Source organism: Lyngbya confervoides BDU141951 (assembly GCF_000817775.3).
In the GTDB taxonomy this organism is placed as follows: Bacteria; Cyanobacteriota; Cyanobacteriia; order Thermosynechococcales; family Thermosynechococcaceae; genus Lyngbya; species Lyngbya confervoides.
The window spans coordinates 98261-123585 of sequence record NZ_JTHE03000103.1 but is presented as its reverse complement, the minus strand read 5'-3'; the positions used below and the strand labels follow the sequence as shown (position 1 = coordinate 123585).

Annotated in this window: 19 protein-coding genes and 2 tRNA genes; 10 read left to right on the top strand and 11 right to left on the bottom strand. The window is 53.6% G+C overall.

The features are described 5' to 3' along the window. Positions 1-610: 610 nt before the first annotated feature. Entirely contained in the window at positions 611-1417 is an 807-nt protein-coding gene (gene cobS, locus QQ91_RS18105; RefSeq protein WP_236095943.1) for an adenosylcobinamide-GDP ribazoletransferase, read from the bottom strand. A gap of 98 nt (positions 1418-1515) precedes the next feature. On the opposite strand from cobS, the gene QQ91_RS18100 reads away from it, so the two are divergent. Further along, positions 1516-3648 (top strand): transglycosylase domain-containing protein, encoded by a 2133-nt coding sequence (locus QQ91_RS18100; protein WP_166276930.1) that lies wholly within the window; start codon positions 1516-1518, stop codon positions 3646-3648. A 98-nt stretch (positions 3649-3746) separates the two neighbouring features. On the opposite strand, the gene QQ91_RS18095 is transcribed toward QQ91_RS18100, so the two are convergent. From QQ91_RS18095 to gyrB, 3 genes are all read right to left on the bottom strand, one after another. Then, complete coding sequence (locus QQ91_RS18095; protein WP_166276927.1) at positions 3747-5141, bottom strand: DEAD/DEAH box helicase; 1395 nt, start codon at positions 5139-5141, stop codon at positions 3747-3749. A 343-nt stretch (positions 5142-5484) separates the two neighbouring features. Continuing rightward, positions 5485-6852, bottom strand: coding sequence for a 30S ribosomal protein S12 methylthiotransferase RimO (rimO, locus tag QQ91_RS18090; protein WP_166276924.1), 1368 nt, complete (start codon positions 6850-6852; stop codon positions 5485-5487). A gap of 90 nt (positions 6853-6942) precedes the next feature. Then, positions 6943-8886: a DNA topoisomerase (ATP-hydrolyzing) subunit B gene (gene gyrB / locus QQ91_RS18085; RefSeq protein WP_166276921.1), complete on the bottom strand. Its 1944-nt coding sequence runs from the start codon at positions 8884-8886 to the stop codon at positions 6943-6945. A gap of 219 nt (positions 8887-9105) precedes the next feature. Between gyrB and miaA the strand changes: the two genes are divergently transcribed. The 7 genes from miaA to QQ91_RS18050 all read left to right on the top strand — a co-directional run bounded on the left by miaA (position 9106) and on the right by QQ91_RS18050 (position 14094). Next, positions 9106-10023 carry a tRNA (adenosine(37)-N6)-dimethylallyltransferase MiaA gene (gene miaA / locus QQ91_RS18080; RefSeq protein WP_166276918.1) on the top strand — a complete coding sequence of 306 codons (918 nt, stop codon included), beginning with the start codon at positions 9106-9108 and terminating at the stop codon, positions 10021-10023. 97 nt (positions 10024-10120) lie between these two features. Next, positions 10121-10639 (top strand): DNA recombination-mediator protein A, encoded by a 519-nt coding sequence (locus tag QQ91_RS18075; RefSeq protein ID WP_166276915.1) that lies wholly within the window; start codon positions 10121-10123, stop codon positions 10637-10639. A gap of 14 nt (positions 10640-10653) precedes the next feature. Beyond that, positions 10654-11355 (top strand): dTMP kinase, encoded by a 702-nt coding sequence (gene tmk / locus QQ91_RS18070; RefSeq protein ID WP_166276912.1) that lies wholly within the window; start codon positions 10654-10656, stop codon positions 11353-11355. Beyond that, positions 11328-12278, top strand: coding sequence for a DNA polymerase III delta subunit-related protein (locus tag QQ91_RS18065; protein ID WP_166276909.1), 951 nt, complete (start codon positions 11328-11330; stop codon positions 12276-12278). The genes tmk and QQ91_RS18065 overlap by 28 nt, the downstream gene beginning before the upstream one ends. 108 nt (positions 12279-12386) lie before the next feature. Beyond that, positions 12387-12459, top strand: a tRNA-Phe gene (locus tag QQ91_RS18060). Between the two features lie 194 nt (positions 12460-12653). Further along, positions 12654-12986 carry a cytochrome c6 PetJ gene (gene petJ, locus QQ91_RS18055; RefSeq protein WP_166276906.1) on the top strand — a complete coding sequence of 111 codons (333 nt, stop codon included), beginning with the start codon at positions 12654-12656 and terminating at the stop codon, positions 12984-12986. Positions 12987-13308: 322 nt separating this feature from the next. Beyond that, positions 13309-14094 carry a pentapeptide repeat-containing protein gene (locus QQ91_RS18050; protein WP_166276903.1) on the top strand — a complete coding sequence of 262 codons (786 nt, stop codon included), beginning with the start codon at positions 13309-13311 and terminating at the stop codon, positions 14092-14094. On the opposite strand, the gene QQ91_RS18045 is transcribed toward QQ91_RS18050, so the two are convergent. The 3 genes from QQ91_RS18045 to xth form a co-directional block, all read right to left on the bottom strand. Further along, positions 14091-15881: a sodium:solute symporter family protein gene (locus tag QQ91_RS18045; RefSeq protein WP_166276900.1), complete on the bottom strand. Its 1791-nt coding sequence runs from the start codon at positions 15879-15881 to the stop codon at positions 14091-14093. The two genes, QQ91_RS18050 and QQ91_RS18045, sit on opposite strands and share 4 nt — an antisense overlap. A gap of 115 nt (positions 15882-15996) precedes the next feature. Then, positions 15997-16617 (bottom strand): transcriptional repressor LexA, encoded by a 621-nt coding sequence (gene lexA / locus QQ91_RS18040; RefSeq protein ID WP_166276896.1) that lies wholly within the window; start codon positions 16615-16617, stop codon positions 15997-15999. Between the two features lie 47 nt (positions 16618-16664). After that, positions 16665-17486, bottom strand: coding sequence for an exodeoxyribonuclease III (gene xth, locus QQ91_RS18035; protein ID WP_166276893.1), 822 nt, complete (start codon positions 17484-17486; stop codon positions 16665-16667). A 134-nt stretch (positions 17487-17620) separates the two neighbouring features. Here xth and QQ91_RS18030 point away from each other — a divergent pair, with 134 nt between their 5' ends. Continuing rightward, positions 17621-19234, top strand: a complete 1614-nt coding sequence (locus tag QQ91_RS18030; RefSeq protein WP_166276890.1) for an AAA family ATPase — start codon at positions 17621-17623, stop codon at positions 19232-19234. 140 nt (positions 19235-19374) lie between these two features. Here the strand turns inward: QQ91_RS18030 and QQ91_RS18025 are convergent. From QQ91_RS18025 to QQ91_RS18015, 3 genes are all read right to left on the bottom strand, one after another. Further along, positions 19375-19447 (bottom strand) — tRNA-Glu (locus QQ91_RS18025). A 70-nt stretch (positions 19448-19517) separates the two neighbouring features. Then, positions 19518-20924, bottom strand: coding sequence for a sensor histidine kinase (locus tag QQ91_RS18020; protein WP_166276887.1), 1407 nt, complete (start codon positions 20922-20924; stop codon positions 19518-19520). A gap of 40 nt (positions 20925-20964) precedes the next feature. After that, positions 20965-21726, bottom strand: coding sequence for a response regulator transcription factor (locus tag QQ91_RS18015; protein WP_166276884.1), 762 nt, complete (start codon positions 21724-21726; stop codon positions 20965-20967). Between the two features lie 268 nt (positions 21727-21994). Between QQ91_RS18015 and QQ91_RS18010 the strand changes: the two genes are divergently transcribed. Continuing rightward, positions 21995-24676, top strand: coding sequence for a tetratricopeptide repeat protein (locus QQ91_RS18010; RefSeq protein WP_250833395.1), 2682 nt, complete (start codon positions 21995-21997; stop codon positions 24674-24676). 14 nt (positions 24677-24690) lie between these two features. Here the strand turns inward: QQ91_RS18010 and QQ91_RS18005 are convergent, their stop codons facing one another. Continuing rightward, positions 24691-25209 carry a LabA-like NYN domain-containing protein gene (locus QQ91_RS18005; protein WP_166276878.1) on the bottom strand — a complete coding sequence of 173 codons (519 nt, stop codon included), beginning with the start codon at positions 25207-25209 and terminating at the stop codon, positions 24691-24693. Between the last annotated feature and the right edge of the window lie 116 nt (positions 25210-25325).

Here is a 25325-nt window from a genome sequence, read left to right as displayed (position 1 = left end):
GGTTGCTCCAGGTTGCACCCTTGAGCACCCGATCGCATCCGTCTGTCTATGAAGGAACGATTCCCCAGGCTCATGGACACTGAGCAAAAACAGCACCTTCAACAGAATCAGCATTCTTGCGAAGCGGTCACTTATTCGACTCTCGACCACAATCTAGCGAAGTATCTGGAACTGGCCTCTACCGGTTTAGCGTCCCGTCCCAGTCACACCTTAGAACCCGCGACCAAGAGTCTGCGCGTTTCTGCTCACCCTTAGGCTCCATACCCTGCAATGGACCTATACAGATTCAGCAAGACCGATTCCGTCTGCTGCCCCTGAGCCTTGAGGGCGCCTAGGCTAGTCCAAACTGACACTCTTTGTGGGAAGCCTATCAAACTATGACCTAATTTAAAAGGCTCTCACTTGAGATTGGCAAATGACAGTCAAAAATCAGCTTGACCTATTTTTACCAACCTCAGGAACTTTGGCCTTTCGAGAGAGCAATGTGAGATTCCTAGATTGCAGCGTCACAGGAAAGACAATTATTGGCGGTTAGAAAAGGTTTTTTCTAACTTAGACATGCATTATAGCGCGAAGTTGTAAAAAATTGGTTATTTTGTAACAACTTCCCCTACAGAAGCATCGCTTCTAATAGAGAAAACCCAAGCAGGATAAAGGTTTCGCTCCATTCTATCACAGCCCCATACAGGTCTCCAGTCATGCCCCGAAACCGCCTAAAAAACCAGTGGCCTACCCCCCAACACACCCCAGGCACCCACAGAAGACTCCAGATCAGTTCTGGCTGCCCTTGCATCACGACCCAAAGATAAAGACCTAGACCGTTGCACAGAAGTCCAGGCCAGTAGTCCCAGCGGGGCTGAAAGTGAAGGCGATGGAAGGCGCCCTTGCCTTCTGGTTTCAGGTAGGGATACAGACCGATGGCCAGAAGGTGTGCCCACCGTCCCCAGCCCATCGCCCACAGGAGGGCAATTCCTCGCGTTTGTTGAATTGCGGCAAGGGCAGTAATTTTAAGCAAAATAATCGCGATCGCGGCGAGCACCCCAAAGGCGCCAGTTCTGCTATCGGCCATGACCGCGAGCCTGCGCTTGGGATCAAACACCCCTAGCCCGTCTGCCGTATCCATGGCCCCGTCTAAATGGAGCCCTCCCGTGAGCGCCATCCAGAGACAAACCACGATAACACTCCGCAAGGTGATGGACAGCTGGCCCCACTCCATCAGCAGGTCCAAGATCCACAGCAGTCCACCCATCAATAGCCCCACGCTCGGAGACCAACGGGCAATTCGGGTGAGGTCGGGAACCAGCGGCGATGGCAACGGAATGGAGGTGTAAAACAAAATTGCGCCAACGATTTGCCGCATCAGGGTTTGGGCTAGATTCTGCCAAGTTGTGATAGAGTCACGCAAGAGCGTTTTCATAGCCCCATTCCCTGTCCTGATTTAGACGACAGCCCAAAGGGCTCATTTCATGATCTTCCCAGGTTTAACGTAGAACAGGTTTAACGTAGATCGGTCCCATGGCATCTAGCACGACAAGGCAACGGAACCGCAAAACTCCTTCCTCCAGCGAACAGAACGTCAGCGGACCTAAGCGACGGCGACGCCGTTCAGATCCCCCTCCTGTCCCCGGTTCATCCTTGGCTCGATCCTTGGCTCGAACTTCGGACAAAGCCCTTGCCCAGGGAAAGCAAAGGCATCGTTCTTCGGATCGTCCTCCACAGCGCCCAGCCTCATCACCTCCGATCTTCTGGCGATCGCTTCTCGGCTTTATTGCAGCGGGCGCTAGTGCCGCTGGGGTGATCTGGTTTGAGCATCAGCTCCCCAATACGCAGAATATTCGCCAGGCAACGTGGGTACGCCCCGGAACCGTGACTTACCAAAGTTCCGAAGGAGACATTCTCTACCAATCCGGGGAATCGACTCGCCAAACTGTCACCGGGACAGAAATTCCCAAACAGCTTAAGGAAGCCTTTCTAGCCACTGAAGACCGCCGTTTTTATGACCATGACGGGGTCGATCTCAAGGGGGTTATCCGGGCAACCCTGACCAATTTCCGCTCTGGAGAACTCGCAGAAGGCGGGAGTACCCTCACTCAACAGCTTGCCCGGATCAGTTTTCTCAGTCAGGAACGCTCCATTATTCGCAAGCTCAAGGAGGCTCGGATTGCCCAGAAAATTGAGGCCAGCCTTTCCAAGGATGAAATTCTGGAGCGCTATCTGAATCAGGTCTATCTGGGGTCCGGAGCCTATGGGGTGGCAGATGCAGCCCAGGTTTACTACAGCAAGACCCCCTCGGATCTCACCCTTCCAGAGATGGCCTTGCTGGCAGGTCTCCCAGCCGCTCCTAGCATTTATTCTCCCCTTGACAATCCTGAAATAGCCCTAAAGCGTCGAAATGTGGTGCTGTTGCGCATGCAGCAGGCTCAATACATCACGCCGGAGGAGGCCAAGGCAGCCCAGGGCGCTCCTTTAAACCTCAATCCCCAAAATCCACCCAATCAGGAGAATCAAGCCCCCTACTTTACGGCCTACCTGCAAAAAGAACTGTTGGCAGTGGTCCCCAAGGCTCAGCTCCAGCAGGGAGGGCTGGTGGTTGAAACCACCTTGAATCAAGGCTGGCAGGAGGCCGCGGCTCAAACCATTACAGAGACCGTCAACCTGCAGGGGTGGGGACAAAGGTTTGATCAGGGAGCTCTGATTGCCATCGACCCTAAAACAGGCGCCATCAAGTCCATGGTGGGAGGCGTGGACTTTCAAAATTCTCAATTTAATCGCGCAACTCAGGCCCAACGACAGCCTGGGTCAACCTTTAAGCCCTTTGTCTACACCACCGCGATCGCCGCTGGCCTTTCTCCCACCAATGGCTATTTGGATGCCCCGATTTCCGTGGATGGCTACCGACCCAAAAACTACAGTGGTGAATATAAGGGCTGGGTCTCCATGACCTCTGCCCTAGCCCATTCCTACAACATTCCAGCAGTTCGCGTCCTGTTAGATGTCGGATTTCAGCCCACGATCAAGATGGCTAGGGCGCTTGGGATTGAGTCCGATCTCGCCCCCGTCTATTCCACTGCCCTGGGATCTAGCGAAGTCACCCTCCTAGAGCTCACCAATGCCTACGCCACTCTCGCCTCCCAGGGCTTGTACCATCAGCCCCATGGGATTCAAAAAGTGATTAACCGTCATGGAGAGATCCTTTATGAACGCCCAATTCAGGCAAAGCGAGCCTTAGACGCCGACTCTGCGGCAATTATGACCTGGATGCTTGAGCAGGTGGTCAGTTCGGGAACTGGCGTGAACGCAAAGCTTGATCGGCCAGTAGCTGGCAAAACAGGAACATCAGAAGACTCACGAGATCTGTGGTTTATTGGATACATCCCCCAGCTCGTGACGGGAATTTGGCTGGGCAATGACGACAATGCCCCCACCCAAGGCACGAGTGCGACGGCAGCCGCAAGCTGGCAGACCTACATGCAATCCGTGGTTCAGTCCCTGCCCGTAGAGCCTTTTCCAAAGGTTCCACGATTTGAGGGACGCCAAGGATCCATCAAGGTAGCCCCGATACAGCCCAAGGATCTCAGAACCGAAGCGATCCCCAGCCAAGACAAGCCCTCCGAAGCTGACTCCACGGAAGCAGCATTGGAGAACTAACCGAAGCAATCCTCACGGCGGTAGCCTAGGCTACCGCGCTATCCCCCACCTGAAATCTGTTCAGGCGGGAGACAGAAGTGAGCGCAGATCTAGTGAATCTAAACGCCTTTGGTGGAAAGACTCTTTCGAGAACGTTCGGATCGAGCCGAGGTGGCGCGAGAGCGGGATTTGCCCTGGTAAATGGCATCGAGCTGATTGCCAATGGGCGGATACTGGTCAAAGGCAAGCTGGAGCGCCGCCGCCGCGATCGCTCGGGTATCGTATTCCTCAGACAACTCGGACACCAAAGGCAAGAAGGACGCCAGTCGCTCACCCTGAAGCACATCCTGAATTTGGGTGGTCAGATGCTCAAAGCGGCGGGCCTCAATCTGGGCACGGGTAGGAGCGGGCAGCATCTGAATCTCCTGATTAACATGGTGACCAATTCCACGCAGCTGATAGCGCTCCGTAGGATGCACCAGGGAGATGGCCGTTCCGCAACTGCCAGCCCGTCCCGTACGGCCAATGCGATGCACATAGGTTTCATGCTGATCTGGAACAGTGTAGTTAATCACATGGGACAGCTCATCCACATGAATGCCACGGGCCGCAATATCCGTCGCCACCACCCAGCGGACACTTCCCTGCTTAAACCGATGCAGCAGTCGCTCACGCTGATGCTGGCTGAGATCCCCATGGTACTCGTCGGCACTGTACCCTGCTGACTGGAGACGCTGGGTTAGGTCTGCCGCTTCGCGTCGCGTTTGGACAAAAATAATCGCCGAGGTGGGATCCTCTAGCTCGAGCACCGCCTGGAGCACCGCCGGTCTTGACCAACGCCGCGGCACCGCATAGCCAATCTGGCGAATGCGGTTGGGGGTGGCCTGGGGCATTTCCACCTTGATGTTGACTGGGTTATCTAAAAACTGCTTGGCGAGCCGAAAAATGGCTGGCGACATGGTAGCGGAGAAAAAGGCCGCTTGGCGAGTTTCTGGAACTTGATTCAGAATAGTCGTCACATCTGGAATGAAGCCCATGTTGAGCATTTCGTCCGCTTCGTCTAAAACAAAGCAGTTCACATGATCCAGCTTCAGCACTTGGCGCTCTAACAGGTCCAGCACCCGCCCTGGGGTACCCACAACAATGTGGACCCCACGCTTGAGCTGCGCAATCTGGGGGTCAATGGCTTGTCCACCATAGACCGCTAGCACCCGCAGGGCAGCATCGGCCTTAAAGCTCTGCATAGCCTGACTCACCTGCATCGCCAACTCGCGAGTTGGCGTCAAAATTAAGGCTTGAACTACTTTCAAGTCCGGATTCACTCGCTCAAGAATAGGCAGGGAAAAGGCAGCGGTTTTACCGGTCCCCGTTTGGGCCTGGCCAATGAGGTCTCGACCTTCCAGAAAAATGGGGATGGCCTGGGACTGAATGGGAGTCGGGGCTTCGAATCCCAGTGATTTTAAGCATGCAACGCGTTGTGCAGACAGACCAAGTTGTTCAAACGAAAGGGTCATGCAATCTCCTAGAGAACAATAACGATTGCTACTCCTCACTCTTCCCTGTTCTAAACCTTCAGGCCCTCGCTGGATGCCAGGGTACGCTTCCTCTAGGAATAGGGAAACGATTGGATTTATTGCCTGCAAAACCGCTGAAATTTAAGTAGTCTTTATAAAAAATATAGTCGGGTGACCCCGCCAGATCGAACTTAAAGACTTAAATACTGGTTTTGATAACGCAAGTTAAAACAGAATCATAGAGCAGCATCAAATCGGAATAGATCAATTCCTTCTTTTCTATTCTGCAACAAAACGTTACAGGATGAAAAGTCTTTTTACAAACTCTGTCCTCCCAACCCTCTTAAGGAGACTGTTGAGGATCTGCCATCAGGTCGGCGGCGGTGGCAATATGCCCGTAGAGATCGTAGGGATCCGCATCGGTAATTTTGGCGATCGCCATGGTGCCCAGGCTGGCGGCCTGCCCCTGGGGAGAGGGACGGAGGTAGACCCAGCCATCAACCTCGGGGGAAAATCGTGCCGATCGGCCCAGAAGCTGGCCAGTGGCTGGATTTTCCTGTTCAATCAGCACGTTCACCACCTTGCCAATTTCACGCTGATTCTGGCGCAACGCAATGGGCTGCTGCAGTGCCATGAGGCGATCGCGTCTGGCGTCCATCACCGCTGGATCCACCTGAGAGTTCAGGGCATAGGCCGCTGTCCCCTCCTCTGGGGAAAAGGTAAACACCCCCACGTGATCAAACCCATGTCGCTGCACAAACTCGCACAGATGCTGGAAATGGGCCTCAGTTTCACCCGGAAAGCCCACAATAAATGTCGTGCGCAGCACAGCTTCGGGAAGCTGCTGCTTTAAACGCTCAATAATGTGATCATTCACCTGCCCCTGCCAGGGACGATTCATCGCCTTGAGAATATCCGGGTGGGAGTGCTGTAGGGGCAGATCCAGATAGGGCAGAACATTGGGCGTTTCTTGAAAGGCCGCAATCACCTCGGGCGTCAGGCCCGTGGGGTAGGCATAGTGAACCCGAATCCAGGGCACCTCGACCTGGGCCAAGGCACGCAGTAAGTCGGCCAGTCGCGGCCGACCATAGAGATCTAGCCCATAGTTTGTCGTAATTTGGGAAATTAAAATAATTTCCTGCACACCTTGATCAGCTAGCTGCTTCGCTTCCGCCACAATCGATTCTATGGAGCGCGATCGCTGCTTTCCCCGCAGGTGGGGAATGATGCAAAAGGCACAGCCATAATCACACCCCTCTGCAATTCGCAGATAGGCCACCGCTTCCGGGGTGGTGCGATAGCGAGGTACGGACTCATCGGCCAGGTAGGTGGGATGGGCAGAAACTTCCTGCACCCGCTCTCCCGTTTCAACCCGACGAATCACATCCACAATTTTGTGGTAGTCCCCGGTTCCCACCAACGCCACGGCTTCGGGCAGTTCCTCAAGCAGCTCGGACTGAAAGTGCTGCGCCATGCAGCCCGTGATCACAATTTTCTTGTTGGCCTCGGCTAGCTCCACCAGAGTCCGCACCGACTCTTCCCGCGCAGCCTGGATGAAGCTACAGGTGTTCACGATGACGTAGTCTGCCAAATCTTCGTCATTGTTGACCGCATAGCCGGCCTCCACCAGCAGTCCCAGCATGTGCTCTGTATCAATTCGGTTTTTTTCGCAACCCAAATGGGACACCGCAATCGTGGGCTGATCAGTCATAGACCTGTGTTTTTGCAACTTAAATTTTTAGAAGAGGGCACACCGCTCCAATCTTAGCCCAAGAATTCACTTTCTCTGGCTTAAAGATGCTTAAATATCCAGCTGGGTCAGATTTAGGCGTGGACCGTAGGCCTCGATAAACTCTCGTCGCGGGGCGACGCGATCACCCATGAGAATGGTGAAAATGCGATCAGCCTCAGCGGCATCCTCGATGTCAATTTGCTTGAGGGTGCGCGTCTCAGGATTCATGGTGGTCTCCCAGAGCTGCTGTGGCATCATCTCCCCGAGTCCCTTAAAACGCTGAATCGTGTAGTTGGCATTCGCTGGAAACTCATTTTCCACCAGCTGGGCTAACTCCCGCTCGTTATAGCAGTAGTAATGCTGGCGGCCCCGCTCCACCTTATAAAGGGGTGGGCAAGCAATATAAACATAGCCCTTATCTACCAAGTCTCGCTGGTAGCGATAGAAAAAGGTCAACAGCAGGGTCCGGATATGGGCTCCATCAACGTCGGCATCGGTCATGATGATGATGCGGTGGTAGCGCAGCTGGGAAACATCAAAGTCCTCGCCCTTAATTCCCAAACCGAGGGCCGTAATTAAGGCCTGAATCTCCGCATTTTTGTAAATTTTGGCATCATCGGTTTTCTCAATGTTGAGGATCTTGCCGCGCAGGGGCAAAATGGCCTGAAAGCGGCGATCGCGGCCCTGCTTGGCACTTCCCCCCGCTGAGTCGCCCTCTACAATAAAAATCTCCGACCCCTCTGGATCACGAGAGCTGCAGTCCGCAAGCTTGCCTGGCAAAGTGGAAGACTCTAGCACAGACTTACGTCGCACCAGCTCCCTGGCCCGCCGCGCAGCTTCAGCAGCATTAAAGGCCTGGATAGCTTTCTCAAGCACCGCATCTGCGACTCCAGGGTTGAAATCCAAATATTCTGTGAGAACTTCCCCCACCAGAGAATCAACAATGCCACGCACCTCGGTATTCCCCAGCTTGGTCTTGGTTTGGCCTTCAAATTCCGGCTCTGGCACCTTCACGGAAATCACCGCCGTGAGGCCCTCGCGAATATGTTCACCTCCTAAATTGGCATCACTGTCCTTAAGCTTATTGCGTTTGCGAGCTACGGAATTCATGGTGCGCGTGAGCACCGTTTTTAAGCCTTCTAGGTGAGTGCCCCCATCCACCGTACGAATATTGTTGGCAAAGCCCAGGAGGTTATCCGAATAGGCATCCAGACACCACTGGAGCGCCACCTCCACATGCACACCACTGCGCTCCCCCTGCACGTAAATAATTTCATCGTGGATCGTGGACTTGTCCTTATTCATGTAGCCCACGTATTCCTTAATGCCTCCCTCGTAGTGGTAGATTTCCACATAGGGCGTATCGGTGCCGAGAAGATTCAGCCGACGGTCGGTAAAGACAATTTGCACTCCAGCATTGAGATAGGCCAACTCTCGAAACCGGCTTGCCAGGATCTTATATTCAAACTGGGTTTGTTCAGTAAAAATAGTTGAATCTGGCAAAAACGTAATGGCAGTTCCGGTTTTCTTCTTATCTCCTGGTTTAACGGTTAGATCTCCCGTGGAAACTCCCCGCTCAAATCGCTGCACATGCTCCTTGCCATTGCGCCACACCTTGGCCTCCACCCACTCCGACAGGGCATTGACCACAGAAATCCCAACCCCATGCAGCCCACCCGAAACCTTGTACCCACCGCCACCAAACTTACCGCCAGCGTGCAGCACCGTCATGACAGTTTCCAGGGCTGAGGTGCCGGTTTGGGAATGAATCTCAGTGGGAATCCCACGCCCATCATCCACAACGGTAACCGACCCGTCTTCGTTTAAGAAAATTTGAATCTTTTGGCAAAAGCCCGCCAGAGCCTCATCGACGGAGTTATCCACCACCTCGTAAACTAGGTGATGCAGTCCCCGAGGCCCCGTGCTGCCGATGTACATGCCCGGTCGTTTTCGAACCGGCTCTAAACCTTCCAATACCTGAATTTGATCGGCACCGTAATTGGTTGTCGTCATCGGGGCGTGAACTCCTAACTGAAAGGGCCACCAAGCTTTGTTGGCGACACAAAATGAAAAAACAGCACAAAAATTCTAACACAAAAGCTTAATCAGCGATTTCATTGGAAATTGAGGCTTAATTAACAGGGGGGTCCACCCTTCCTTTTTTCTCGCCCTCTGCCGGATCACCTCCCCGCCATCTTTAATCCTTCGTCCTTTTCCCTGCTTCTTTAGTCCATGTCCCCTGGTCTCATTGTGATCTGTGGCCCCACCGCCACTGGGAAGTCTAGTTTGGCAATGGCCATCGCCCAAAAATTTTCGCTGCCCATCCTCAGTGCCGATTCTCGTCAGGTTTACCAGGAATTCAACATTGGGACGGCTAAACCCACCCTCAGGGAACAGCAGCAAGTTCCCCATTTTCTCATTGACCTGGTCGCGCCAACAGCAACTCTGAGCGTCGCCCAGTATCAGCGCCAGGCGCAATCCCTCATTCAGCAATTTCAGGATCAAGGCATTGTCCCGCTGTTAACTGGCGGCACAGGACTCTACATCAAGTCCATTACCCACAACCTTAAGATCCCACGAGTCGCCCCCCACCCCCAGCTGCGATCCCAACTGGGACAGTGGGATCAGGCCATCTTGCACCACTGGCTCCAGCAGGTGGATTCTCCCAGTGCCCAAAGGATTCATCCCCGCGATCGGCTTCGGACCCTGCGCGCTTTGGAGGTATTTTACGTAACAGGAAAACCGCTGTCCCAGCAGCAGGGAGAATCGCCCGTGTCCTATCCCATTCTTTTTTTGGGTCTTGACTTGCTCGATCGCACCCAGCAGACCCAGCGCATTTGCGATCGCACCCACCAAATGTTTGCCCTGGGCTGGATTGAAGAAGTGAAAGGAATTGTGGAACGCTATGGCCCGGCCCTGCCACTTCTCAAAACTCTGGGTTATGCCGAAATTCTCGACTATCTTCAGGGCCGCGCCAACCTCCCAACAACCCAGCAAGCCATCGTGCGCCATACCCGGCAATTTGCCAAACGCCAGCGCACCTGGTTTCGAGCCAACCCTGATATTCACTGGTTTGACCCCAGCGCGCCCGGTGCCTTTGAGAAAATGATGGAATCCGCTGCGCTTTTCTTGGAATCGACCGCTGCGTAAGTCAGTAGACAGAATCCGCAGATCCTGAAACGGGCCAGAAAAAGCAAAACCCGAGTCTCTTTTTGATAGAATAGCTGCGTCGTCTAGGTGCATGTCGTTGACTCAGTCCTTCGATCTTCCCCAGGTTCAAGACCCTCAGGTTGATGAGTTTCTGCAGGAGCTTGCCTCAATTCAGCAAACCGGCTCCAAGCGCATTGCCTTGCTCGGCTCCCGCCACGTTCCAATCATTCACCAAAATATGATTGAAATGCTGAGCTATGCCTTGGTTTTATCGGGTAACCAGCTCCTCACCTCCGGATCCACCGGAACCAACGCCGCTGCCATCCGCGGGGCCATGCGGGCCGACCCCAATCTGCTCACGGTGGTTCTCCCCCAAAGCTTAGACCGCCAGCCCCCTGAATCCCGCCGACAGCTGGACAATGTAATGCATCTGGTGGAGAAACCAGAACAAGACGAGATGTCCCTGGCTGAGGCCAGCGCCCTTTGTAACCAAGAAATCATTTCTCGCTGCCAGCAATTGGTTTGCTTCGCCTTTCATGACAGTAATACCCTCCTGAAAACCTGTCGAGAGGCTGAGGATCTGCGCAAGCTGGTCACCCTGTTTTACTTTGATTGAGCTCACGCTCTGGAATGCTGGGTAAGTTTATCGTGTTTGAGGGGGTAGAGGGGTCTGGAAAAACGACCCAGATCCAGCAGGCCCTGGCTTGGATTACCGAGGCAGGGTGGGCCCAGCAGATCATGGCGGCCTATGGCCTGCAGCCTCCGGTGGCGGTGGTAACCCGAGAACCCGGTGGCACCAAGCTGGGGCAGCAATTGCGACAGCTACTCCTAGATCCCAGTCTCAGCGTAGCTGAGGCCATTACTCCCGAGGCCGAACTCCTGCTCTACGCCGCAGATCGCGCCCAGCATGTGGTGCAGTGGATTCAGCCGCAGTTGGCCGCCGGAAAAATTGTTCTGTGCGATCGCTTCACAGCCTCCACCCTGGCTTACCAGGGCTATGGCCGCCAGATCAGCTTGGATTTGATTGATCAGGTGAATCGGTTAGCCACCTTCGGCCTAAGCCCAGATTTAACCCTGTGGTTCAATCTGGATATTCAAGTGGGCCTGCAGCGGGCACAGCAGCGCAATGCCCAAGCTGGCCCTGATCGCATGGAGGCCAACGAAGAGGAGTTCCATCAGCGCGTGGCCCACGGCTTTGCCGCGATCGCCGAGGCGGATCCGGCCACGCACATGATCGACGGCAATGCCAATTTAGAAACGGTGACGGATCAAGTTCGATCGATTCTCCAAAGGCACTTTGAGCAATGGTATCCTCGCCCTTTGCCCAGCTAGTCGGACAACCCCAAGCCGTTCAACTCCTAACCCGAGCGATCGCATCCCATCGCATTGCACCGGCCTATGTGTTCATTGGTCCCCAGGGCGTGGGGCGCAGCCTTGCGGCCCTAGAATTCCTGTCTCTTTTAATTCAAACTCGGGAACAGCGTTCTCCCCTGCGCACACAGCTAGAGAACCACCCCGATATTTTACGTCTTGAACCCACCTATCTCAAAAACGGCAAGCTGATTGCGGCCTCTGCCTTTTCCCAGACCCCGGACAGCCGTCCGAAATCACGACCGCAAATTCGCGTGGCGCAAATTCGTGAGCTGACGCGCTTTATCCACCAAACGCCCCTGGAAGCGACCCGGCTGCTTGTTCTCATCGATGAAGCAGACCTGATGGGCGAGGCCGCGGCCAATGCGCTGCTTAAAACCTTAGAAGAACCGGGCAATGCCTGTCTGATTCTCCTGGCCACCACCACGGAGGCGCTCTTACCCACGATTCTCTCTCGCTGCCAGAAGATTCCCTTCTATGGGTTATCCACCGCCGATCTCGCCCAGGTGCTCACAGCGGCTGGGTACGATCACATCCTCCACTCCCCCACCTTGATGCGCCTAGCCCAGGGGAGTCCAGGCGCGGCGATCGCCCATTGGCAGAAACGACAAGATCTTGACCCGGATCTTTTAGCCCGGTGCCTCTGCCCCCCTCCCCATGACGAGGCCAGTCTCGCCCTTGCCCGGGACATTGATCGGCAACTGGATCTTGAAACCCAATTATGGCTGGTGGACTACCTGCAGCAGCACTACTGGTTTGAGCAAGGCCAGATCTCGATCGTGCGTATCTTAGAAAACACAAAGATGAGCCTGCGGCAATATGTGCAGCCCCAATTGACCTGGGAGGTCACCTGGTTTGCGATCGCAGAACAGGCTGCAGCATGAATCCTGAGCAGCTTCTTTGCACTAGCTTCTTTGGAGACCTGACCCCATCAAAAGGTTGCAAAGGGACTCAGAGTTCGATACATTAATGAAGTTGCCTCAAACACCCTCGCCGGGATAGCTCAGTCGGTAGAGCAGGGGACTGAAAATCCCCGTGTCGCCAGTTCGATTCTGGCTCCTGGCATTTTACTGCACGTTTCAGCTCAAGTTTGAGTCTCGTCCTACGTTACTATTCCGCTCTGAATTGACGGCTCCAGTTCTTCAGCGCAACAGTTGTTTTACATATCATTACAATCCTTGTAGTTTGTTGACTGCACTCCCAGGCTTTGTTGGACAATACGGGTATTTGGATTTCGTGTATTTGAGAGGAGAATTCCATTGAAGCGTATTTTGTCAGCCGTCTTTGCCCTGATTCCGGCCTTCTTACTGCTCCTGTCCTCCCCCGCCTTTGCCGCTGATGCTGGGGCTGGAGCGCAGGTATTTTCGGCCAACTGTGCAGCCTGTCATGCCGGAGGAGGAAACGTCATTAACCCCGCTAAAACTCTTGCCCAAAAAGACTTAGAAGCAAACGGAAAGGACACTGCTGATGCCATCATCACGCAGGTCACCAATGGCTACAATGCCATGCCAGCTTTTGGGGGACGTCTCTCTCCATCAGATATTGAGAACGTTGCAGCCTACGTTTTAGATCAAGCTGCAAAAGGTTGGTAGCCCCCCAGGCTAGTCAGTTTTGAATTTTTTCAGGCCTCTTACAACTCTACCAATCATCTAATGTCCAGAGACGATTGGATGCTGGCCCGGTCAATGATTCCCTTGACCGGGTCTTTTTCTAGGGTTACTGCGGGAGATTGACGAAGATTTCTGCTGTCCCTGACCGTAAAGCCAGGATTTGTTGCGGTTTAGAGCATCAATATCAAGAAATATCTTGTCTCGTCACAATTTCTTAATGAACGATTCATCCGGCAAAATCCCTTTCTAAGATGTGGGCATAGCCAAATCGTGAGGGCCCAGCTTCTCTGGCGAAACGACCAGGATGAATAAGATAGACGCAAGCCAAGTCAACCGACTAGTTCAGCTTGGACATAAAAACTTTTCAGGGACAAATTTACAGGGATTGAACCTCAGTGCCCAAGTTCTCGTGAATGTGGATTTTGAAGGGGCAAACTTAATGGGGACAAACCTGAGCCGCGCCTTTCTCACCCATGCCAGTCTCAAAAGGACCAGCTTAAACTGGGCAAATTTACAGTATGTCAAATGTAGCGAGGGTTCCTTTACTGAATCTGACCTGACCAAGGCAGATTTAAAGGGCAGCTTTCTGGTCAAGGCCGACCTTCGGGGAGCAAAGCTAAGCGGCGCCGACCTCCGGGGGGCAAACCTGCGAAATGCCAACCTGGAACAGGCCAATCTATGCAGTGTAAAGCTGATGGGCGCGAATCTACGGGGGGCCAATCTCCGAGGGTGTAACTTAAATTGGGCCGATCTATCAGAGGCAAGGCTGGGTATGGCTCAGCTCCAGGGGGCTAACCTGCAAGGAGCCATCCTGCGAGGAGCCTATATGAATGGCTTAGACTTATCGGGACTGGATCTGCAGGGGCTAGATTGTCGGGGAGCCAGACTCAGTGGCATCTATGGAAGGGGCGTCAACTTTGCCCAGGCTCAGCTTCAGGGCGCCTGCCTCAAGGGAAGCATCCTCAGGCAGGCCCACCTTCAACAGAGCGATCTCACCGGGAGTAATTTATCTCGAGCCGATTTACGCCAGTGCCGACTCTCCCAAACCCCTCTACACAAGGCTATCTTGCTGGATACGCGACTACTCTAGTCACTCAAGCCGGGACGGGGCATGGGTGGGGTGTGGGATTTATTCAACTGTCGCAGCCAAAGCCCCCCGAGAGCGGCAATGGTCAAGGAGACAAAGCCCGTGAGGGAATTAAGCAGTAAAAACCCGCCCACTGCGAACATCAGGCCGAAGAGAAAGCACACCGATGCCACCACCCGCATGACATCCTTGCCCAAATTCTGAAGGGGCAGAAGTCCAGTTTGAGTTGCCTGCCGTCGCCAGCCGGGTCCGCCAGGCCTCACCTTCGTATAAAAGCGCCGCAGCGTCTCTTCCGATTCCGGAGGGGTTAGGAACATGACGCTAATCCACAGAAGCGCGGTGAGGGCAGCTGTCACCAGCAAACGCTGACCAAAGTCCTCAATCTTTAGCTGAAAAATGGGATTGTCAATACTGGTCACCAGTCCAATTATGAAACCACCCACCATGGAGGCCAGCTCCGCTGCGGCGTTAATTCGCCACCAGTACCAGCGCAGAATCAGCACCAGGCCTGGCCCGGTCCCAATGGCGATGACCAGACGAAAGACCGTGGTGATGTCCTTGGAAAAGAACGCCGCAACAGCCCCCAGAAGGGTCACCAGAACTGAGGCCACGCGGCCCGCCAATACCAGCTCTGACTGAGTCGCATCCGGGTGCAAAAATCGCCCATAGAGGTCGTTTGTGAGATAGGATGCCCCCCAATTAATTAAGGTTGAAACGGTACTCATGAAGGCCGCTAGCAGCGAGGCCACCACTAATCCCAGAACGGCAGGTGGTAAAAACTCAAGCATGAGCTTGGGATACCCCAGCTCAGGATCTTCCAGGTCTGGAAACACCACCAGCGCTACTAGTGCCACCACAATCCAAGGCCAAGTCCGCACGACATAGTTCAAGATATTAAAAAACCAGGCCGCTTTTTCAGCTTCGGCTTCATCCTTAGCCGCTGCGAGCCGTTGCACAAACTCGCCGCCGCCATCACTGCGTCGAAAGGCCCACCATTGGACAAAGACATAGGCACTAAAAGTGCTCAGAGTGATGCCTGCGGTGTCGGACCAGCGGAGCCCACCGGCAAACTGGATCGGCAAAAAGCTCAAGGCATCAAAGTCTGTTCCGGCTTGGACTTTCTCCAGAAGCGGCCCCATCCCACCGACGGAGTTCACGGCTAGTACCGCCACAATCAGCGCCCCCAGCAAGGCCAGGAAAAATTGAAAGAAATCCGTGAGCACCACCCCCCAAAGCCCAGAAAATCCAGCATAAATTAAGACCAGAATGCTCACGCCGACGACACTCCAGAGTTTTCCAGCTTCGCCGGGGTTCAGCCCCAGGCTTTGCCACAGCTCTAGCGCATCCACGGCCTTTACCATTGCCAGCATGGCATAGCCAATACCAATGCAGTTAATGGGTACTGCAAACAAAAACGCCTTGGTGCCTCGCAACAGGGCGGCCGCTCGGCCCCCGTAGCGCAGTTCAGTCAGCTCCGCGTCAGTGACAATTTCAGAACGTCGCCAGAGTCGGGCAAAAACGTAGATCAGCACCACATGGGCTATGCCAAAGCTCCACCATTCCCAATTGCCAGCAATGCCGCGCTTGCCCACCACTCCGGCCACGTACAGCGGCGTATCAATTGAAAATGTGGTGGCAGCCATACTGGTCCCGGCTAACCACCAGGTTAGCGATCGCCCAGAAATAAAAAAATCAATCATGCTGCCCGACGCTTTGCGGGACAAATACAGGCCCAACCCCATGGTGGCCAAGAGGTAGAGCAGCACAATCACCCAATCAACTATTTGCATGATGTCAGCGTTTATTTTAATCTGCCGACATCATGCCATAGGGTTAAGTCCGCTTCGGGGGACTGTAATGCTTTGATGGATTTTCGCCCCAACCGTCAGCAACCCGTTCCCTTCCCTAGAAGCAGTCGCGCCAGACGCCCACCAGAATGCCCTGAACCTCCACCTGCGCAGCTGGGATCTTAATCGGAGCATAGTTGAGGTTTGCCGCCTCCAGGGTCACACTTGCTCCTTTGCGAAAGAAGCGCTTCAGGGTAGTCCCTTGCCCAGAGACATGGGCTGCCACAATGGAACCATTCTTCACCCGCTTGGCATCCAATACCGGGCGCATAATGACGATGTCTCCCTCGGCAATGTGGTCTTCGATCATGCTGTCACCATTCACCCGCAGGGCAAAACAGTCAGGCGCCGCCAAGCAACGCTGTAAATCCAGCGTTGCGGGATCATCCACAAAGGGCTCGATCAGCCCCCCAGCTGCAATTTCCCCGAGAATGGGGACCTGTGCCTGATTCTGGCCCAAATCCTCAAGGTGCAAGATGCGAAGGGTTCTGGCTTGGCCTGGATCCCAATCGATGTAGCCTTTCCGACGCAGGTGTTCAAGGCGGCTTTGCACCGGCGCAGGCGATCGCAGCTTCATAGCCTGCATCATCTGCCGAATGGAGGGCGCATGCTGATAGGTTTGGATATAGTCCACCAGCCAGTCATAGAGTTCCTGTTGAACTTTCGTGAGGGGTTCCATGGCAGTCGGAGCAATTGCTTTCAATGCTGAATGGAACTATTGTACTGCTAACCTCCAACACAGGCTAGCTCTAGGGTAACGGGGGTATGATCGCTGGGCTTTTCCAGCTGACGCGGTCCGCAATCGATGGTACAGGCGATCGCCTGCTCGTAGAGCTCTGCGGTTACGTAGTGATGGTCGATGCGCCAGCCGCGATTACGGCGAAAGGAGGCGGCGCGATAATCCCACCAGCTAAAGTGTCCTGCCTCAGTGGTGAACTTGCGAAAGGCATCTGCAAAGCCCAGAGCAAGCAAGGTGCGAAGCGCCTCCCGTTCTGCGTCAGAGGACATGATATGGGTTTGGCGGCCCTGGGGATCATGAATATCGCGATCCTCCAGGGCAATGTTAAAGTCCCCGCACAGGACAATGCCCTGGGGCGATCGCCTCAGCAACGCCTTGATATAGCGGTAGAGCACCTCAAACCAGTGCAGCTTGTAGGCGTATTTTTCACTGCCGATGGCATTGCCATTAGGCACGTACAGATTAACTACACGCACCCCAGACTCGGCTACACCCGTGATTACCCGCTTTTGTTGATCCAGAAGTTCAGCAGCGTTCGTTTCCAGACCAGCATGGGCGAAGACAGGAGTAAAACCCATCTGAACCTCACTCAGGGGTGTTTTCGCAATCAGGGCAACGCCGTTGTAGGATTTTTGGCCAAAAACGTAGGGAATATAGCCCAGCGCCTCAAAGGGCGATCGCGGAAAGTCGGCATCCACCACTTTGGTTTCCTGAAGACAAAGCACCTCCACCGAGTTTTCGGCAAGCCAGCCCGTCACATGATCTAGGCGGGTACGAACCGAATTGACATTCCAAGTGGTAATTTTCATGCCAACAACTGCACACTCCTGCATGGGGCCAAAGCCTATGAATTATTGGCCGGATCAGCATCACGAGTCAAGGGATCCACAGAAAAACGGAGGATGGCGGGTACGCTAAATCTAAACCATCACGGCCAGGATCCATGCCGCTTTCCATTTCCATCCGCGATATTCAAACGCTAATTCTTTCCTACCATCCAGTCATCACCATTGAAACGGTGGAAGAAGAGCGCATTAGCACCCTACTGAAGGCGGCAACCCAGGAGATGAACTTACCCCTGTTTGAATGGAGTCTTTCCCAGGGACTGGTGCGATCGCCTGGCACCTACGATGCACCTTGGATTAATGAATATGCACCGCCGGGGACGCTGCAAGCCACGACCATCGGCAACACCCAGGAGCCGTTAGCGGTTCTGAAACATATTCAAGACATGAGCCTGAAGGCAATTTTCTGGCTTAAGGATTTTGCCCCTCATCTATCAGACCCCGAGACAGCCCGCCACTTTCGCGATCTGGCCCAGGTGTTTGCCCAAAAGTCCTCAGCTCTCATTTTGACCGGAGAAACCATTCGTCTCCCCAGCGATCTCAGCCACGATGCCGTATTCTACGATCTGCCCCTGCCGGGACGCGATGAACTGCGGCAAATTCTCGAGCAGATGATTCGCAGCTTTAGTGCCAAGCGACGAATTCAAGTGGAATTAACGGATCCAGAACGCGACCAATTGGTCCAGGCACTCAGCGGTATGACCCTCAAGCAGGCGCGGCAGATTATTGCCTATGCCGCCCTTGATGACGGCAAGCTCACCGCAGCTGATATCGCGCGAATCCTGCACCGCAAGGCCCAAATCATTCACGCCGATGGGGTCCTCGACTATTTCCCCGCCTCCGATCGGGCCATTGTCCTGGGAGGATTTCAGGGACTTAAGGACTGGCTAGACCTCGCCAGTGTGGGCTTTAGCCCCGCTGCTCGCGCCCTCAATCTCCAAGCACCCAAGGGAATTCTGATTGTGGGCATCCAGGGCTGCGGCAAATCCCTGGCGGCCAAGGCCATCGCCCAGGTCTGGCAGATGCCTCTCCTCAAGCTGGATGCCGGCCGTCTTTACGACAAGTACGTTGGCGAATCGGAGAAAAACTTCCGGCAGGCTATCCGCCTCGCGGAGTCCATGGCCCCGTCCATTCTCTGGATTGATGAAATTGAGAAGAGCCTGGGGTCAAGCCATAGCGAGGTGAGCGACGGCGGCCTGAGCCAGCGCATGTTTGGTTCATTTCTAACCTGGATGCAGGAAAAAGCCCAGCAAGTTTTTGTGGTGGCCACCGCCAATGATATCTCCCAGATTCCACCGGAGCTGCTACGCAAGGGTCGCTTTGACGAAATTTTCTATGTTGACCTCCCCCAGGAACGCGATCGCGCCGCCATTTTACAAATTCATCTCACCCATCATCGCCAGGACCTCAAACAGTTTGATCTGAATCAGCTCGTCAAAGCCTCCCAGGGATTCAGTGGCGCCGAGATCGAACAAGTAGTGGTCGCCGGACTATACCAAGCCCTCTATCTACAGCAGCCCCTGAGCACAGCAATCTTACTGAGGGCAATCAGCCAAACCATCCCCCTGTCCATCTCCCGACGGGAGCATTTAGAACATTTGAGAGCGATCGCCCAAGATCGTTTCATCAACGTTAGCCAACGGTTGCATGCGCCTCTCTCCAACGCACATCCCACCCGCTCAGGAGAGACACCAATCGAGCCCGCCAACTAAGCCACCCAGACCCCATCCAGCCGATCCCCGCCCAGGCAAGCCCCCTCAACCCCGTTGGTCGCGATCATCTTCAGAATCAAGAATAATTCGCGACGGGGGTCAAGGACACGATCCTTTTTGAAAAGGTCGGCTGTTAGAAATACCCCCAAGGGAATTCGAATCCCTGTCGCCTCCGTGAAAGGGAGGTGTCCTAGGCCACTAGACGATGGGGGCGCGTTTCGGACATTTATTAAGTTAGCTAAAGATGGCAGCAAAGTCAATTCTTCTCGAGATTTTTTTAAGGCTATCTCTCCGGCACCGGTAAATGCAGGCGCAGCCACCCCCCTCCCCACTGGGGATGATTGCTGGCACTAATCCGCCCACCATGGGCAGCCACAATCTGCTGAACAATCGCTAAACCCAGACCACTTCCCTGATTCACAGTAGATTCTGGAGGAGCGCTCTGGGAGGACCAATCTCGAAAATCGCCAACCTCAAACTCCGGCGGCACCAGAGCGGCATTCCTCTCGGGAGATCGCGCCCGAGATTCGTCCCCTCGATAAAATCGCTTAAAGATATGGGGCAACACATCCGGTGGAAATCCAGCGCCGCGATCAATGACCTCAATCTCTACCCAGCCTCCGGAACGAGCCTCTGTTCTGCTCTGGGATTGGGATAACAGTTTAGTCTGCGCGCGCGCGGCAGAGTCAGGCAGGGGATGAATAGCCACAACAATCGTCTCCTGGCAAGGACTATGCTTAATGGCGTTATCTAAAAGATTTTGAAAGACGCGATAGAGGCGAGCTGGATCTCCCTTGATCACCACCTGATCAGGTCCTTGATAAAAAAGCGACAAATCCTTCTGTTGAGCCACCAGTTCCAGGTTTAACCAGGCCTGTTGGATGAGCTGAGCGATATCCACTGAAGTTCTCGCCATAGCCTGCTTGGGACTGTGGGCAATGTAACTCAGCTCCAAAATGTCTTGAACCAGGGAACTTAATCGGATCACCTCAGACTGCAGGCGACTGACCCAGGGAAGCAGATCCTCCTCTACCCGATGCTCCAGGGTTTCCGCCACCAAGCGAATTGCAGTCAACGGTGTCTTAAACTCGTGGGCAACGTCTGACGTCCAGCGATCGCGCTCTTGGGTTAGCGCTAACACTTCTCGACGATCCTCAAGAACTACGCCAATATGACGATTGCTCAAGGGGAAGCCAATTCCCCGCAAGGGCTGGGCAGACTCTTGCCAGTGATTCGCCGATTCTCGATCTGGCGGAACCGTCAACAACACCCATTCCCGTTGGCACAGAGCTTGGGTGCGCCTCACCTGATCAATCAACTGATCCAGTTCGTAAGAGCGAGCCACCTCCAACACCTGACGCACACCCGGCACCGAGGCAACATGGAGCAGTTCCAGTGCCCTAGCGTTATACCCAACCAGTTGATTCTCCAGGTCCACCTGCAAGAACCCCACCGGCAAGGTCTCCAGCACCTGTTCATAGCTCTTGATCTGCTGCTCCAGGTCTTGGGCGATCTCCTGCTGTTCCTGGAAGCAACGTTTGAGATCGCGATGAAAGGTTAACCGGTCCAAGGGGTTAACCGGCAGAAATTGCGATAGACTCTGCAGCTGCTGACGCAAGCGCCACTGGCTCATGCCGAACGCCCCTAGCCCTAGGAGGCAGCCTGCCAAAAATGCGACCAGGGGAGTCATAAAGCTGAATAATCCGCCTATTTGGGATGGGAATTAAGCATCAACCAAACCGATAGCCAAACCCGCGTACCGTAACCAGATAATCTGGATGACTAGGATCGCGCTCAATTTTCTCGCGCAGCCACCGAATGTGAACATCAACGGTTTTACTATCGCCGATGTAGTCAATTCCCCAAATCTTCTCTAGGATCTGCTCCCGAGGCCAAACGCGACGTGGGTAGCTCATGAACAACTCTAAAATTTTAAACTCCTTCGGTGATAGATTGAGATCTCGATCCGCCTTAGTCGCTCGACATTCCTGGGGATAGAGCACTAAATCTCGGCATTTCAACGCCTGACTGGAGTGGGACTGATTCATCTGCTGACGCCGCAGCAGCGCTCGACAGCGAGCCACAAGTTCCCGCATTCCAAAGGGCTTTCCCAAATAATCGTCGGCACCCACCTCCAGGCCCACCACTCGATCAGCCTCACTCCCCTTAGCACTGAGAACGAGAACGGGAATCGGAAACCCCTCGCGCCGAATATACCGGCACAGATCCAAGCCATTGATACCCGGTAACATAATGTCTAGAATGACCAGATCCAGGGGTGATTCTCCAGTCATCTGTCGGCGCTTTTCTCCCGACTGAATGAGCTCAAGCCCGATTTTACCGTCCACAGCGGTGATCACGGTGTAGCCTTCATCTCGAAGCGCCAAGGAAACCGTATCGCGAATCACTTCTTCGTCTTCTACAATAAGAATCTGCCCGACAGAGGACACCGGGGCCAGAGGCTGGGTTGGAGAACTTTTCGTTGCTTGCATAAATTGGGTTTGACTGCGGCGCCAGAGCAATCCTACCATCGTTGACTTCCGGGATTTTCTCTCGCACCAGACCTTAATGAAACCATAACCTGCCCTGAGGGTTTCAGACCAATCCAAACTAGCCTGGGCCAAGATGGACTCAGAAGGGGCTCCCTCGGGGGCCATTGACCCACAGGACCAGGGCCTCCCAAAATCCTAAGAGAACTCAGCTATAGAACTCGGCTAAGGAGCATTGACCAAAACGAAGATGATGGGCATAAATGAGGGAATGTTTACGTCAGCTCCTATGAACCAAATTGCCACTGTCGATAGGGCCATCTCCGGGGAAACGCGATCGCCCCGCCCCTATCCCTGGGGCATTATTGCATTTGGGACAAAGCTGGTTCTGCTGATCTTCACAACCTTTCCCCTCAGCACTCTGCCCAGTCGTTCAGCTGCGGCCCAAACCCGACCCGACCCCGCCCCCACCCTAACAGCCCCCGAGCAGCAGGAGCTGTCGGAACTGCGGAAACTCAGCCAAACCACGACCTTATTCAATATTTTTCTGGCGGTCCTAGCCCTGCTGTTTGTCACAGCCGTGATTAGCCTGTGGCTGTTGCGCCGCTCCGTGATTCGAGAGGTCACCGAAATTGTTGAAACTCAACTGCGGGAGTTAACGCAGCTGAAAGCACAAATTGCTAGCGCAAATTTGGAGGTCAATCGAGTTTTACAAAAATCTAAGGTCTTGACCCAAGATCTAGACCAGCACAGTCGAGAATTTCGGCAGGATCTGACCAGCAAGCGTCAATCATTATCCCAATCGCTGGCTGGTTTAGCCAAAATGCAGGAAGAGGGTATTCAGGCTTTTAAACAATTCACGGACAAGTCTCAACGAACCCTGGCCCAGTACGAATCTGATGCCAAGCTCAAGGTCAGTGAGCTATATGATGAGCTGCGCAACCAACAGGACCAAATTATTTTGGAATGCCGAGCCATTGCAGCAGAGTTTCAGCCCAAGTTGAAGACCCTTGAAGCAGAACTGGACCAAGAGCAAGGAGAACTGCAACAATCTCTGCAAAGCGCCCAACAGCAGTTTCTAACCCTGCTTCGCCAGCTAGAGGGCGAGGCGCAGGCCGAGAAAGATCAGCTTTTGCAAAATCTCAATCAACTCTCGGTCGCCTTTGAGCCCAAGCTTGCCATTTTTGAAGGGGAAATTCGCGGCAAAAAGGATGCCCTCTTGCAAGGACTAGAGGCCGTTAATCGAGATTACCAGGATCATTTAAATCAGCTGAGAGACAATGCCCAAAATCAGTGGGGTCAAATTTTAGATAATCTTAAACGCCTTGAGTCTACCTTTGTGCCCAACCTTTCTGAAATTGAGCAGCAGGCTGCAGATAAAGCTTCCCTGGCTCAACAGGAACTGCTGCAGAATCTGGAGCAATCCGGCGCAATATTGGTGGCTCAACTGTCCAAAACTCAAGAGCAATATGCCCGCGAAGCGGAAACTAAAACCCAGGAGCTTTACCAAAGCGCGGGCCAGTTCTCCACCCGAGCTCTTGAGCTACAAAGCACCCTGCAAACCCAATATAACCAGGTCAAGGATGTCATCGATCGCCTGCAAGGTGAAGCACAACAAAAGCTGACACAGGCTGACCAACAGCTGATTCAGCAGCAGCAAGAGGCCCTGAGTCGGATCGAGCGACAGATGCAGCAGGTCAATCAAACCCTTGAATCCCTGGGGCAGGAGGTTGATCTCAGAAAATCCACTACCTTCACCCAGCTCGATCAGCTCACCGCAAATTTCACCCAGGCCACCCAGGAGATTCAGCAAGATCTAGCCTCATCGCAGCGCCAAACCCTATCTCAGCTTGAGGCCCTAGAAGCCTCTGCCCAGGAGCGCTTGGATGCGATAGCTCAGAACGCACAAGCCCAAAAGGAAACGATTCTCACCCAGATTGCCCAGCTCCAGCCCTCCGATTTTGCCCAAGCGGCCTTGGAGGATCTGGAACAAAAATTTAGCCAGATCAACACAACCCTGGACAAACTGAAGAGCAATCATCCAAAGCTCTTTTTAGAGATTTCCGACTATCTTCACCAGGCCCAGGCCCTGGCAGCCCAGCAGCAGTATTCTCAGGCCGTAGCCCTATACGATCAGGCCCTGGACCTACAGCCTGAGAATCCTCAACTTTGGCGTGAGCAAGCCCAGGCGTTGGCGGCTCTCCAGCAATATGAAGATGCAATTGCGGCCATCAATAAGGCCCTAGATTTAGAGCCGCAACAGGCAGACAGCTGGAATGATCGTGGTTTGTGGCTCAAGGAAATGCGGCGCTATGAAGCAGCCATTGCGTCCTTTAATAAGGTGCTGAAGCTGCGACCCACCGATATCACCACCTGGATGAACCGAGGCTTAATGCTGGAGCGGCTGCGCCGTTTTGAAGATGCCATCGCCACCTACGACAAAGCTCTGGAGATTGACCCTGATTTTACGGAAGCATGGATTAATCGCGGGGCCGTATTCGGCATGTTGCAACAGCACACCGAGGCCTACGAATCCTTTGATAAGGCCGTCCAACTCCAACCGGAAGAAGGGGTAAACTGGCTTAATCGGGGACTGGCTCTGGAAGTTTTAGAACGCTACGAAGAGGCGCGTGACTCACTCCAAAAATCGGTAGATCTTTCCCCAAATGCCCACAAATCCTGGAGCCATCTCGGCTATGTTCAGGCCAAACTAGGAGACTTCGAACAGGCCGAAACCTGTTTCCGTCAGGCGTTAGCCATTAAACCTGACGATCCTCACACCCTATACAGTCAGGCGGTGAGCGACATTGCTCAGGATAAAATTGACCTAGGCCTGGAAAATCTAGAGCGCGCCATTGAACTCAATCCTCGCTACCGCGATACGGCCCGATCGGATCCGGACTTTTACCCACTCTGGGAAGACGGTTGGTTTCGGGACTTGGTGGGCCGCTAGCTGAGCGATCGCGCTTAAAATTCAGTTTTCTCAATAAATTCACGAATGTCATTGAGGTCAATATACTGATCCGTGGCATTGCGCAGTTCGCGAGCAATCATGCCCTCAGTAGACACCACAGTAATATGGGTGCTTTTAGAACGCAACAGCTCAATTGCCCGCTCAAAGTCACCATCCCCACTAAACAGAATTACCCGATCATATTGCTCCACTGTATTGAACATATCAATCACAATTTCAATATCTAGATTGGCCTTTTGCGAATAACGGCCGGAGTTATCATCGTAGTATTCTTTCAGGACCTTGGTCCGCACCGTATAGCCCAAACTGATCAGGGCATCTCGAAAACCTCGCTGATCCTGGGAGTCCTTTAGACCCGTATACCAAAAAGCATTCACCAACTTCACATCCGGTTCCAGAGTAAAGTATTTAAGAATTCGCTTCGGGTCAAAGAACCAACCGTTTTTTTGCTGAGCATAAAACATATTGTTTCCATCAACAAAGATGGAAACCCGATCGTAGTAGGGACGCATTATTTTAGAAGTTAATATAGGGAACTGGATCACCGGGTCAGGGGTTAAGTACTGAAGACTTGCCCCCAAAAAAGCACTTAATTAGCTAGCAGATAAATATTATGAATAGAGTTTAG

Bases quoted from the DNA above. Each gene is read 5' to 3' on its own strand.
- cobS (WP_236095943.1), bottom strand. From the start codon at position 1,417: ATGAAAACGCTCTTGCGTGACTCTATCACAACTTGGCAGAATCTAGCC.
- QQ91_RS18100 (WP_166276930.1), top strand. From the start codon at position 1,516: ATGGCATCTAGCACGACAAGGCAACGGAACCGCAAAACTCCTTCCTCC.
- QQ91_RS18095 (WP_166276927.1), bottom strand. From the start codon at position 5,141: ATGACCCTTTCGTTTGAACAACTTGGTCTGTCTGCACAACGCGTTGCA.
- rimO (WP_166276924.1), bottom strand. From the start codon at position 6,852: ATGACTGATCAGCCCACGATTGCGGTGTCCCATTTGGGTTGCGAAAAA.
- gyrB (WP_166276921.1), bottom strand. From the start codon at position 8,886: ATGACGACAACCAATTACGGTGCCGATCAAATTCAGGTATTGGAAGGT.
- miaA (WP_166276918.1), top strand. From the start codon at position 9,106: ATGTCCCCTGGTCTCATTGTGATCTGTGGCCCCACCGCCACTGGGAAG.
- tmk (WP_166276912.1), top strand. From the start codon at position 10,654: ATGCTGGGTAAGTTTATCGTGTTTGAGGGGGTAGAGGGGTCTGGAAAA.
- QQ91_RS18065 (WP_166276909.1), top strand. From the start codon at position 11,328: ATGGTATCCTCGCCCTTTGCCCAGCTAGTCGGACAACCCCAAGCCGTT.
- QQ91_RS18050 (WP_166276903.1), top strand. From the start codon at position 13,309: ATGAATAAGATAGACGCAAGCCAAGTCAACCGACTAGTTCAGCTTGGA.
- QQ91_RS18045 (WP_166276900.1), bottom strand. From the start codon at position 15,881: ATGCAAATAGTTGATTGGGTGATTGTGCTGCTCTACCTCTTGGCCACC.
- lexA (WP_166276896.1), bottom strand. From the start codon at position 16,617: ATGGAACCCCTCACGAAAGTTCAACAGGAACTCTATGACTGGCTGGTG.
- xth (WP_166276893.1), bottom strand. From the start codon at position 17,486: ATGAAAATTACCACTTGGAATGTCAATTCGGTTCGTACCCGCCTAGAT.
- QQ91_RS18030 (WP_166276890.1), top strand. From the start codon at position 17,621: ATGCCGCTTTCCATTTCCATCCGCGATATTCAAACGCTAATTCTTTCC.
- QQ91_RS18020 (WP_166276887.1), bottom strand. From the start codon at position 20,924: ATGACTCCCCTGGTCGCATTTTTGGCAGGCTGCCTCCTAGGGCTAGGG.
- QQ91_RS18015 (WP_166276884.1), bottom strand. From the start codon at position 21,726: ATGCAAGCAACGAAAAGTTCTCCAACCCAGCCTCTGGCCCCGGTGTCC.
- QQ91_RS18010 (WP_250833395.1), top strand. From the start codon at position 21,995: ATGTTTACGTCAGCTCCTATGAACCAAATTGCCACTGTCGATAGGGCC.
- QQ91_RS18005 (WP_166276878.1), bottom strand. From the start codon at position 25,209: ATGCGTCCCTACTACGATCGGGTTTCCATCTTTGTTGATGGAAACAAT.